We start from the raw sequence: 12,430 nt of genomic DNA on the forward strand, positions 1-12,430 counted from the left end.
ATCAAGTGGCTGATCGTAAAAAATAGCCTAACAAGTACAGTCAAGAATACTCTTTACCTTGTACAAAACAAATTAAAGCCATCATAACTATATGTATGACGGCTTTTAAAACTTACCTTAGTGACAAAAAATTTGATCCGCCAGATTGGAGGATAACGCTTCAATCGTATTAAAACTAGCACGCTGCTTAATCAGTAGCTTCCCGAGTGTCAGTGCTAAACGTTCAGATTCCGCCCGCTGTTGAGCATCTTCAATCGATTCAATATCCAGCACATGGGCCAAACCCACAGTACGGCGAATCACCTCAGTACCCGCATAGCCCAAACTATCTGCTAACAAGCTCGACAGATACCAATCGGCAAATCCTGCTTGCTGTAGACTCGGGTCTGTCGTTTCATCACGCATATGCTGTCGAACGCCTTGCGCAAAAGTGTTCCACAAGATATTAATGCCATTGAGCAGCCACTGTTGATAATCTTCACGCTCGGCCTGATCCCCCGGCAAGTTTGACTGCCCGGCAATATTCAACACATAGTTACCAATGATGGAGCCAATATCAAAGCCCGCTGGGCCGATAAAGGCAAACTCAGGGTCGATGATTTTGGTGCCTGATTCATTGGCAAAGACCGATCCCGCATGTAGATCACCGTGCAGCAATGCCTCGGCTTGGTTAAGGAACTTCAGCTTCAGCTGCGCGACTTCCAACTTCAACGCTTCATCCTGCCAAAGCTGTTCGGCATCGGCGCGTAGATACTCGTTGATACTGTTGCGCTCATGGTCACAGTAAGGGTCCCAGAAAAATAACTCTTCCGAAATTTTGCAAAGATCGGGATTGATAAACCGCTGCACCAACGCTTTTTTCGCATGGCCATCTAAATACAGATCCGATGTATAAAACAGGGTATCGGCTAAGAAGCGGCCAAGATGCTCAGCCAGCAAAGGCAGTTTCTGGCGGGCGACCATCACATTGCGAAGATTGTCATAAGCACTGATATCCTCCATAACGATGGCACACTGCTCGGCATCATAGTGATAGACCTCAGGCACGAGATCGGGGCAGTGAGAGGCCTCCAGCTGTAATGCCTCGGCTTCAATCCGTATACGATCTTGCGATAAAGGCCAACCTTCACCGATGCTGCGAATATAGGGCAACGCTTGCTTGATAATCAGACTCGTGGCGGCACCGGACACCCGATAAACAAAGTTAATATTGCCGTCACCGATTTCCTCGACCCGCAAAGGTTCATCGGCCATAAACAGATCACTATGCTGACGCGCAAATTCGATGACATCAGCATCAGATGCAAATTTTTTAAAACTCATATTCAGGCTTGGTTCCACAACGATTAAAGAAAGCAATTTAGGCGGGTATCGATAACCAACACCGCACAGATTAGATTGACTGCATTGTGGCAAATAGGTTCGCCTCTGCATACCCCTTTTCTGATTGAATGGTTCCTGATAACTTAGGCGCCCCAAACCCTTTTGTTATTGGAACCTCCATGAAAGACCTCATCGCCACCAGCATTAAATATCAACAAGGGGCGCTGTCTATTCTCGATCAGCATCAACTACCGCATCAAGAACAGTGGCTCCCCTGCGACAGCACTGAGACTATGATCGCAATGATCAAACAGCTACAGATCCGTGGTGCGCCACTCATCGGTATCGGCGCTAGCCTATTATTAGCGCATTTAGCAGAACAGGGTGTCTCCACAACCACGTTACGTACCGAAGCCGAACGTTTACGGGCAACCAGACCCACCGCGGTCAATTTAATGAACTGCCTTGACCGCATGTTAGCCACCCTCGATAACGAAGGGCCAGCAGCGCTGCCCCGTTGCGCCGAGCAACTGTTCCATGAAGACGTAACATTATGCAATCGTATCGCCACCGCGGGTGCTGCACTCATTGAAGACGGTGCGAATATTCTCACCCACTGTAATACCGGCAGCCTCGCCACTGCGGGGGTTGGCACGGCTATCGGGGTGATCGGCGCGGTGAAGCAACAAGGTAAAGCACTGCATGTTTGGGTCGATGAAACCCGTCCATTATTGCAAGGTGGCCGTTTAACCACCTGGGAGATGGATCGACTCGGCGTACCCCATACATTGATCTGCGATAATATGGCCGCCCTGCTGATGGCCCAAGGAAAGGTCGATGTAATTCTCGTGGGTGCTGATCGCATCGCCGCCAATGGCGACTTTGCCAATAAAGTGGGCACCTATTCGCTAGCGGTGGTTGCGCAATATCACAACGTGCCCTTCTATGTGGTTGCCCCCTACACCACCGTCGATGCAAACTGCCCTGATGGCAGTGCTATCCCTATCGAACAGCGCAATCCCGCCGAAGTTCAGGGTGTTAGTGGTAGTTTTGGCGAGATCAACTGGGCACCGGATAACACCCCGGTCTATAACCCGGCGTTCGATGTCACCCCCGCCAAACTGGTAAGCGGATGGATTCTCGATACGGGTGTTTATCGCCCAGAACAGATAGCTGCTGGGGCGTTGAAAAACCTGTAATGCTATCGATGTTAATCACGCTTAGATGAATTGTATCTTCAACGATAATGATTCATCTAAGCTCCTCTTTTATCTCAACTAAGTATATTCACGACACCCTAATCCATGATCAGCGTGGTAAAACACCCTCAACCCAACGAGCAAGACGCAATAATGACTGATCCTCATTTAATCGTCCGACCAGTTGTACTCCCAACGGTAGGTTCCCCTCAAAAACATGACCGGGCAGTGTAATCACGGGCAGGTTCATCGCTTGCCATGGCCGACTCATATGTGGCGCGCCGGTTTTATCAATACCTAAAGGCGCTACACCCGGCGCTGCCGGCGCTAACATAAGATCACAATCAGCATATTCTGCCCAAAGCTGCTCTCTGATTTTCTCAGCCTGTTGCCGAGCCGCGAGGTAATCATCATAAGAGATCGCGACCCCTCGATCGATTAGGTCGATTAAAGGCTCACTGAGTAATTCTGGCTGCGCGGCTTCTTGAACCAAGTTACGGCACACTTCATATGCCATGATGCATTGGTGATGATCAACTAACTCTTTCAACAAGCCACTCGACTGAGCGGACATCTCGATAATATCGACACCGTGACGGCGTAGCTCAAGTACCGTGGATTGAATCGCTGCTTGCATCGCACCATCAACATCACCAATGGCTGCCCCATCACACACAACCACTTTAGTCGGTTTCTGCGCGGCAGGCAGATCTAACGGGGATGGTTGTTTTAGTAATATCCCTCGCATCAATTCAATATCTTCCACCGACCGAGCAAGTAGGCCCAGTGAATCCAGTGACTGTGCTAGCGGCTGAATACCTCTTAGAGAGAAATCCCCCCGTGAGGCGACATAACCCACTGCGCCACAATAAGCGGCAGGACGAATAACAGAGGCGGCGGTCTGCGAGCCTAGCGCAACAGGCACCATACTATCGGCGACCGCCGCAGCAGAACCACTGGATGACCCACCAGGGGTACGCAGCAGATCTTTTGGATTACAGGTATCACCGGGTTTAAAGTACGCAAACTCAGTGGTGACCGTTTTACCTAATACAATACCCCCGGCCTGACGAATCTGACTGACACAGGCTGCATCATCAACGGGCTGACGACCCTTATGAATCGCCGATCCCATCTCCGTTGGCATGTTAGCTGTGTCAATAATATCCTTAATGCCTACCGGTAAGCCTTTTAAGATACTTTGCTCATAAAAGGATTGGTATTTTGTATATTGGGCTAAATACTCCTCTCGATTTAAACGACACTGCCACGCCTTAACCACCGGCTCACGGCGTTCTAACTGATCAAAACAAGCGTTAATAATATCGAGGGCCGTATATAAACCCTCCTCAATACCCTGTAGGGCGCGCCGTAATCCTAAAGAGCTTAGTGAATCAGTTGTTTTCATCGTCGAGCGCCTTTATCGCTTATACCTGTGGTTAATATGTTGAGTACGTTAGCAAGAACGACTCAACCTAGGTGCAGATACCCATTTAGAGGATCGGTTAAAAAAGTGTTGCCAACTTTGTCGACGATTAAAGTGATGGATGTAACTCAGGCACCGCATAACCACCGTTATGAAACACCAGTGACGAGGTATCGTCATCATAGCCATACTCATTCACCTGACCGACAATAATCAGGTGGTCACCACCTTCATAAACATTCCAGACATGGCACTCAAACCAAGCCGCCGTACCGGTAATGCGTGGAGCGCCATGAACGCTATCACTCAATTCAACACCTGAGAATTTATCTTCTCCACGACGCGCAAATTTATTTGAAATATCAACCTGATCATCACGCAACACATGGACCGTGAAAGGCTTGCCTTCAGCAAAAGCATTTAAACTCAACGCCCCCTTATCAATGCTCCAAAGAACTAACGCAGGTTCAATCGATACAGAGTTAAAACTACTGGCGGTGACACCAATTTTATTACCGCTGTCATCGACTCCGGTAATCACCGTAACACCGGTAGGAAACTTACCTAAAGCACGACGAAAATCTTTTACATCCACCAACATAGAACCTCCAAAAATATTATTTATTATTGAGACAAGAACGGACGATATAAACATGTAGAAAAAAGCCGTTAACACTGAATCATGATGGACATCATCATCGCTTTAAGGTTTTCAGTGTTAACGCTTACTTTTGGAGCTTTAAAGATCAATCACCAAACGTGGGCTCTTAGCGCGTGAGCAACATAGAGCGATCTGATCATTATCTTCTTTCTCTTCATCGGTGAGAAAGTGGTCTCGGTGATCGGGCGTACCTTCGATAACATCGCAGATACAGGTACCACAAACACCTTGTTCACAGGACACATCAACCTTAATGCCAGCGGCTTTAAGTGCATTAGCGATAGACTCATGGGCTTGAACTTGAATAACCGCCTCTTGCCCTTTTATCTGCACTTCAAAGGTTTCACCTTCGATATCGACCTCTGCATTGAAATACTCGAAATGTACTTGCTCTTCCGCAAGCCCATTTGCTTTCACTTCAGCGATCACCCAATCCATAAAGCCACCGGGACCACAAACATAAACATGTTTTGTCGCAGATAACGGCTCAACAATCGTCTTAGGGTTAAGTCGATTAGCCTCGCCTTCATCATCAAAATGCAACGTCAGTTCGTCTGCAAAAACACGCTGCAGTTCGTCCATAAAACCGGCTTTCTCGCGGCAACGGCAACAGTAATGAAATTCAAAAGAACGTCCTGCTGCTTTGAGTGCATATGCCATCGCAATCATCGGTGTGACTCCGATCCCTCCCCCAATGAGCACCGAGTGCTCTGCTTCCATATTTAAGGGGAAATGGTTACGAGGCTCACTAATACGCACCGCACTACCGACCTTCAAAAGCTCATGAACCTTTTGTGAACCGCCACGAGACTGAGGGTCTTTGAGAATACCTAATCGGTATTGGTTACTGTTATCGGGGTTATTAGACAGTGAATACTGTCTAATAAGGCCCGATTCAATTTCAAGATCAATATGTGCACCCGCCTCAAAAGGTAGCAACGCATCTCCATTCTCACTCGCTAATTCGAAAACAGCGACATCATCGGTATGATCTTCACGGGATATCACCACCGCATTAATAAGCGTTTGACTCATACAACCCCCGAAACTTTTTTAGAAGATAAAGCTCACAGTGCGTAAATAACTTTCTGTATGCAGCAACTTCACGACTTTTTGTTCAATTTTAAATCCATCAGCACTGCGGTTCAGCGTGTACTCGACCTCAGCAGGATATGTCACCAGCACACCGTGGCGCATCTCATTCAAAGTCATCGCTAAACGCACCTTCACCTGATCATCACTGCTCTCGACAATACGGATACGTGAGATCATTCGGATAGTGCCACTGACCGATGCGGCTGACACCGACTCACCATTTTCGAGTCGTTTCACCCGCAGTTGACGCATTTCATCGTCATCCATCGCCAAGTTAACGCTATTGAGATAATCGGTTTCATCCAACTCTGCAGGGACAATATAAAAGCCGGTTTTGGTCCATAGCTGAAGCCACTCCTGATAGGATTTATGATCGAGCAGATCGGCTTCGTACCAAAGAAACTCAGAGACAGAGATAAGTAGTTGAGTATCAGATTGCATCGTTTATTTATCCTCTGTTGAGCTCATCATTTTTTTATACTGTTGGTATGCCGCACGCATACCCGTTTCGGAGCAAACCTCACCCGCTGGATTATTATCTGGCGATTGATGCAGGTTCTTGATCCCGCGATTCACCATAATCCAACCATCAGGGCCCGCAATAGAACCTTTCTGTACACGTTCCCACGCTTCACCATCATCTGGCGTACCAAAACCCATAGGGCCTTGGAAATGCTCATGTAGACGAATCCGCTTACGGTTAAAGGCTTCTGGTGCGCCCTCACCTCCTAGTGCTACGTGATGGATCGCCGTTTCGGAAACGCTCACCGGTCGTAAAACCCGGAAAAAAGCCATTGAGCAGGAAACGTTCGGGAATAGGTTTAAGTTAAACCCTGTTCCGTGTGCCGCTCTGACTAAACGCTTCACTTCTGGCTCAGCAACGCCTTCCTGACGCAACTCTTCTGCCAGTTTTTGAAAACGTTCTGGAATAGGCTCATCTAAATTCTCTTCAAGGTCCGTCAGCTCAGGAATCATGACCATGACACTGTGGCCATTACCAAGATCTTCGACGAAGCCTTCGCCATCCAAAAAGTCAAAAATATCAGCCGTTTGATCATCTAATGAACTGATAAATGACTTATGAACAATCGGGAAATGATAGGCGTCAGTCGTATTTTCCAATTGAATTTTCCAGTTTCCTGGAAAGTTAAAACGATGTTCACCCAGTACTTTTAATGGATAGCCACCACCTTGCTTAACAAACAGGTCGATCCATTTTTTTGCCCCTCCAAGAAAATCTTCAAGAGGCTCAATATCTTTCTTATAGGTCGCAAAGACTAAGCCGTTATAGGTCTCATGCCGAAGGTTCACCAAGGACATATCACTCTTGGCAAAAACACCCTTGTACTCTTCCTCTTTTGGCAACCCTCTCAAGCTACCATCCAAGCCATAACCCCAACCGTGATAAGGGCAGGTAAAGCTTTTACTCTTGCCTTTACGCTTTTCGCAGACCGTTGCTCCGCGATGGCGGCAGCGGTTCTCCAATACATGAAGTTGAAGTTTACGATCTCGGCTTAAAATGACTGGTTGGCGGCCAACCCAAGCGGTCTTATAGCTACCCGCTTCTGGCACTTCACTTTCATGACCAATAAACACCCAAGTGGAATTAAAAACTTTATCTAGTTCTGCTTCAAAAATCGCTTCATCGGAATAAAGTTGTTTATGTATCCGACCCTCTTCGACCATGCTTGCGGCCCGGCAGGCTGTCGATAGATTATTTTCTTCTAACATTGAGTAACTCCTAACTCTATAAAATGAACAAAAACGGCTATTCGTCCTCTGCGGGTACAGGCAATGCTTGCGGACAATCCCAGGCGGTATCAACGGGCCGATTAAATCGGCTTTCTGTGGTGAAATGTGCAATCTTCCATTGTTCACCAACACGTTGAAATAAAACGTCTAGCAAGGCTGCACTCAGCTGTGAACGGCCATCATTAAAGCTTGAGGTTTGCAGTAACATCCAAGTCCCACGCGCTTCTGTCGGGCTCGTCACCGTAATTTTTTCAGACGTTAAAAAGTGAGCATTAAGCGCAAAATGAGCCGGCGGCTGAACATATTTATCAAACATTTGCCGGATAGCCTCCCGCCCAACCCGACGGCCAAAACTCTTTGCATATCGCCCCCCTTTACCTTCCCATACCGCATCGGTGGTAAATAAAAACATTAATGGCTCCAGATCAAAGCCAACATCTAACTGATCACAGAGACGCATATACTCATGCATACATGCACTCACTGCTGAAGCAGATTCCAATGCACTCAGACGCTCATATAAACGATCAAACTCTTCTTTCATAATAAGAAACCAATAATGTTTTAATAATTAACAGGCATATTTAAAAATATTAATAACTCATCATTATTTTATTAGATCAGGCACAAATGAAACAACGACAGGGAAAAAAAATATCAGTGCAATAACTGCAACCTCAATTAATACATAAGGTATAACCGCTCTATAGATATTCCGTATATTCTCTGTCGGCACAACCCCTTGCATAACAAATATAAGCAACCCGAAGGGAGGGGTACACAAGCCCACTTCCAAGACGATAAGTGCCATAACACCAAACCAAACCGGATCTACGCCAATCACATTAATCAATGGCATAAAGATAGGAAGGGTCAACATCATGATGCTGACTTGGTCCATGAAAAAGCCAAGAATCAGCATGACTAACAACATACAGATCAAGATATACGCATTATCCAGACCTAAATCGACGACGAGCGCAGAGAGTGTCTGTGTTGTACCAGAAAAACCAAGTATTTTAGAAAAGCTAGATGATGCACAGATAATAAAGAGGATCATTGATGAAAATATAATCGTTTCCATTAATGAATTTTTAAAGCCCTCAAGTGTAAATCGTCGATAGACTAAAACCATAAATAAACTAGCGATACAGCCTAATGATGCTGACTCTGTCGGTGTTGCAAAACCGCCAACCATACTGCCAACAACGACAAAGAATATGAGTACGAGTGGCGCAACATAGACTAAGAATGGCTTTATTCTCTCAGCAAACGGCTGAGATTCGACATCATATGCTGGTGCTAAATCTTTATTAAGCACGCATTTAAGAAATACATATAGGAAGAACATAAAGGCAATAATAAATGCTGGCACGATAGCGGCGATCAGCAAGTCATTGATTGATATTTTACCCATGCTACCTAGCAGTACAGCCAGAGCCGAGGGTGGGATCAACATCGCTATACCACCAACAGCCATGATAGGCCCCATGGAGATACTAGGCGAGTAGCCTCTCTTTTTCATTTCAGGCATTAACGTTTTGCCAAGAATAGCGGTATTAGCCATTGTTGAGCCTGATAATGATGAAAATATTGTGCCACCAATAATGGCAACAATCGATAAGCGACCTGGAGTCTTAGCCAGTAATTTATCAATCGCGTCAATCGCCTTTTTTGCCACACCGGATTGAAGTAAAATCTCGCCCATAAAGACAAATAAAACAATCGGCACTAACGAAAAGTTAGAAATAGAGCTTTGCATATTCCTAACCATCTGCAAAATACCCGCTTCGCCTCCCATAATGAAAAATGAACCCAAAATATTCATTATAAGAAAAGCAAAAACAACAGGTATTCCAGAAAGCAACAGAGCGACTACGCCCAGAAACATACCAGACAGTATAAAATACCATTCCATGACTACGACTCCGCCTTAAAAAAAGAATACAATCGATAAAGCGCTTCGGTAGAAACCAGCAGCATAGATACAGGGATAATCCAGTTTATATACCACTCAGGGAAAACTAACATTTTGTAAACATATGTATCTCTTTCTATAGATTCAAAGAAAGAGTAGGCGCCGTAATAGAATACAAAAAGGCATGTAAACAATATGACAACATCAACCAAAACAGCATGATATTTCTTGAAATTATCGCTCTTATTAGCAATAAGTATGTCAACTTTAAGATTACTTCCCCTTTTGTAAACCCAAGGAGCACATAATAATCCGATAGCTAACAATGCATATTCAGACAGTTCTACTGTACCTGAAAACAATCGAACACCGAAAGAACGAAAGATGACATCCGCCGATATAAAAAAGGTCAAGTAAAGCATACAAAGACATGAGAAGTAGAAGCAAATATCTACAATCTTTGTCTGTATTTTATATAAATAGAGCATAAAACACCTATGTAAAAAATGGACATCCCTGTCCTACTTAAGATTACTTATTCATTAATGCCTTAAGCTCTACAGCAAAATCAGACTTTTTAGTCAGCTCATCCCAGTAAACCTGGCGGGCCATTTCTGGAAACGCTTCGCCGAGGTCAATCGATTTGATACCGATAGATTCCTGACGTTTATATTCAGCACTAACCATCTCTTTCAGCTCAATCTGAATATTTTCTTCGAAGACCTTAGCCGCTTCTCGAAGATACTCGAGTTCCTGGTCCGTCATCTTAGATTTAGACTTATTTGACAGCATGATATTAAAGACAGTGGAGTAGAAGCCTGGATCTACACGGTAATGAGTCATACCTTCCCAGCCCATGTCATCTATTCCTAGAATATTAAAGGCATAACCATCAACCATTTTACGTTCTAGGGCTGTAAACACTTCAGGAATCGGCACATCAATCTGCTGTGCTTTTACTTTACGTAGCAAAGCCTGGCTTAACTCAGAACTTCTTAAGCGAATCCCTTCAAGATCACTTTGAGTTTTAATCTCTTTGTTAAGATAAATATGAAAAGGTACCCCTAGGGCATAAGTCGATAAGACTTCAGCATCAAAACGTTTGTTGATAACGGCTTTCAATTTGTCGTAAGAACCGTTTTCTTTTTGTTCATCAAGGCTGATATTAGAGATTTCTTGAACATTTGCTTCAGGGAAAGCGCTTCGGTAAGCACCAGGGAACGTTGACAGAATATCAATGATACCGGAACGTACTGAGTTAATTTGCTCTCGAGCAGGCAGTGATTCTGGCCCAATAACCCGAATTTTAAGTTCACCACCGCTCACATTATCAACAGTTTCTACATATCGGGAGAACACTTTACCCCAAACCGAATCGGCAGGCACTGGCACCGCTGCGGTCAAGGTTTTTTCAGCTTGAGCTAAAGGTGATAACACCGTGGTTAACACGAATAAGCTGCTCGCTAATAAATGCTTTATAGACATATTACTCATAGAACTCACCATTTTTATGTTTGTAAAGTTAGTAATCTTTTGAAGCGTTTAAATTTTGATGTCTTTAAATATAACCATAGAAAGGCTCAACATCGGTCATTACCGCACCTGCACCATCAAAAACAGACTCATTGATATGTGCATGCTGATTGATAACCATGGCATCTCTTAAGATTTTTTGCAGGCGCGAACGTAAGAAGATTGAATTAATTCCCGATAAGCTGTAACTCTTTTCTACAACTTCAGCGCATATCTGTGCGGTGTAGGTTGCAGAAAGACGCATCTCATTAGTCAGATCGACTGAAATCTCATTACCTTGCTCAATCTCATGCCAGACTTTTTCACAAACAGCGTAAAAATAAGACCGTACGCTTAAAAAGCTAGCCGTGGCTCGAGAAAGCCCCATTCTAAAATAGGCTCTATCGGCTAAGCTTGGCGCTCCCGTTGTCGTTTGTCCTTTACATATCAACAACAACTCACTAATAGCCGCCGCCGCCAATCCCAAAATAACAGCCGTATGAACCTGGCCAGAAAAAGCCACTGTCGGAATATTATAAATAGGCTCTTTAACGATCGCTTGAGCGCCCCGTATAAAGGTCCAATCTTCTGTTACATGCTTATCCGTCACGCTAAGGTCATGGCTACCGGTACCTTCCATGCCAAAAACGTTCCAGTTATCGACAATGTCGACTTGGTCAGCGGGAAAAATAGCTGTTCGAGGTCGATCTTGGAAACCACTCCCCGTTTGCTCACTAATACCAACGCCGATCCAATCAGCGGTTTTACAGCCGCTCGAAAATTTCCATTGGCCATTCACCAGCCAACCGTCGCCTTCTTTAACTGCAGGCTGGACTGGGAAAAGGCCTCCTGCAAACATCTGATCAGGGCCATTTTTATAGATGATCTTCTGTACTTCTAAAGGCAAGGCAGCAAGGTAATAGTTAGATGATCCAAAGCTTGCAACCCACGCCGCGGATCCATCTACCGATGCTAAACGCTCAATAGATTGTAAAAAGGGTAATGGATTGCCGGCATTGCCGCCAAAAATACGTGGAACCAGTGCCCGAAAAAAACCAGCCTTTTTCATTAACTGAACAATTTCGTCTGGCACATAGGCTTGTTCTGAATAAGCTTCGCGTCCCTTCTCTACTTCAAGTAATAACTGCTCAAAGTCATCCTTACCTTTTTCATCAAGATAAACTGACTTATAAAGATCATCTATTGCTTTCAACGGTTCACCTGCTTGTACGATACATTTTGTTCTTTTATTTATAATACTAATCAAACATGCAAACAAATAAGCAGTATTGATAGTAGGAATTAGCACAAATAATAGTCAATTAAATGATGCAACGCACAATGAAGAACAGCTAGAGATTAGTCTTTTTGATTCACATCAATGCTTACTGAAAAACGGTGTTTTCAATACAAAATCTACGCTATTTACCTGAAATATTGCACTAAATTAGTGCGCTAAGATAAAGTGCGTAAATAAAGCGCACTGAAAAATATCATCTTTGAAAAGCCGATAAATGCATATTTTCTTAGTTAAATATCATTTC

The 12,430-nt window shown here is 44.6% G+C and carries 12 protein-coding genes; 1 reads left to right on the forward strand and 11 read right to left on the reverse strand.

Annotated features, from left to right (window positions below; all coding sequences use genetic code 11):
• Window positions 1–117: 117 nt before the first annotated feature.
• Window positions 118–1,323, reverse strand: coding sequence for an S-methyl-5-thioribose kinase (mtnK, locus tag EH243_RS16875; protein WP_126159830.1), 1,206 nt, complete (start codon window positions 1,321–1,323; stop codon window positions 118–120).
• Between the two features lie 179 nt (window positions 1,324–1,502).
• On the opposite strand from mtnK, the gene mtnA reads away from it, so the two are divergent.
• Window positions 1,503–2,522 carry an S-methyl-5-thioribose-1-phosphate isomerase gene (mtnA, locus tag EH243_RS16880; RefSeq protein ID WP_126159831.1) on the forward strand — a complete coding sequence of 340 codons (1,020 nt, stop codon included), beginning with the start codon at window positions 1,503–1,505 and terminating at the stop codon, window positions 2,520–2,522.
• A gap of 109 nt (window positions 2,523–2,631) precedes the next feature.
• Here mtnA and EH243_RS16885 read toward each other — a convergent pair whose 3' ends face one another.
• The 10 genes from EH243_RS16885 to EH243_RS16930 form a co-directional block, all read right to left on the reverse strand.
• Window positions 2,632–3,930 carry an amidase gene (locus tag EH243_RS16885; RefSeq protein ID WP_126159832.1) on the reverse strand — a complete coding sequence of 433 codons (1,299 nt, stop codon included), beginning with the start codon at window positions 3,928–3,930 and terminating at the stop codon, window positions 2,632–2,634.
• A gap of 127 nt (window positions 3,931–4,057) precedes the next feature.
• Complete coding sequence (locus tag EH243_RS16890; RefSeq protein ID WP_126159833.1) at window positions 4,058–4,549, reverse strand: flavin reductase family protein; 492 nt, start codon at window positions 4,547–4,549, stop codon at window positions 4,058–4,060.
• A gap of 138 nt (window positions 4,550–4,687) precedes the next feature.
• Window positions 4,688–5,644, reverse strand: coding sequence for a PDR/VanB family oxidoreductase (locus EH243_RS16895; RefSeq protein ID WP_126159834.1), 957 nt, complete (start codon window positions 5,642–5,644; stop codon window positions 4,688–4,690).
• An 18-nt stretch (window positions 5,645–5,662) separates the two neighbouring features.
• A complete protein-coding gene (locus EH243_RS16900) occupies window positions 5,663–6,145 on the reverse strand; it encodes an aromatic-ring-hydroxylating dioxygenase subunit beta (RefSeq protein WP_126159835.1) in 483 nt (160 codons plus the stop codon).
• A gap of 3 nt (window positions 6,146–6,148) precedes the next feature.
• On the reverse strand, window positions 6,149–7,435 hold the full coding sequence (locus EH243_RS16905; protein WP_126159836.1) for an aromatic ring-hydroxylating oxygenase subunit alpha: 1,287 nt from the start codon (window positions 7,433–7,435) through the stop codon (window positions 6,149–6,151).
• A gap of 37 nt (window positions 7,436–7,472) precedes the next feature.
• Window positions 7,473–8,000 (reverse strand): nuclear transport factor 2 family protein, encoded by a 528-nt coding sequence (locus EH243_RS16910; protein ID WP_126159837.1) that lies wholly within the window; start codon window positions 7,998–8,000, stop codon window positions 7,473–7,475.
• A 63-nt stretch (window positions 8,001–8,063) separates the two neighbouring features.
• Window positions 8,064–9,374, reverse strand: coding sequence for a TRAP transporter large permease (locus EH243_RS16915; protein ID WP_126159838.1), 1,311 nt, complete (start codon window positions 9,372–9,374; stop codon window positions 8,064–8,066).
• A gap of 2 nt (window positions 9,375–9,376) precedes the next feature.
• Window positions 9,377–9,862, reverse strand: a complete 486-nt coding sequence (locus tag EH243_RS18910) for a TRAP transporter small permease (RefSeq protein WP_126159839.1) — start codon at window positions 9,860–9,862, stop codon at window positions 9,377–9,379.
• 43 nt (window positions 9,863–9,905) lie between these two features.
• Window positions 9,906–10,868, reverse strand: a complete 963-nt coding sequence (gene dctP / locus EH243_RS16925) for a TRAP transporter substrate-binding protein DctP (protein ID WP_164549151.1) — start codon at window positions 10,866–10,868, stop codon at window positions 9,906–9,908.
• Between the two features lie 64 nt (window positions 10,869–10,932).
• Window positions 10,933–12,099 carry an acyl-CoA dehydrogenase family protein gene (locus EH243_RS16930; protein WP_126159841.1) on the reverse strand — a complete coding sequence of 389 codons (1,167 nt, stop codon included), beginning with the start codon at window positions 12,097–12,099 and terminating at the stop codon, window positions 10,933–10,935.
• Window positions 12,100–12,430: the final 331 nt, after the last annotated feature.

The organism is Amphritea opalescens, from assembly GCF_003957515.1.
Taxonomy (GTDB): domain Bacteria; phylum Pseudomonadota; class Gammaproteobacteria; order Pseudomonadales; family Balneatricaceae; genus Amphritea; species Amphritea opalescens.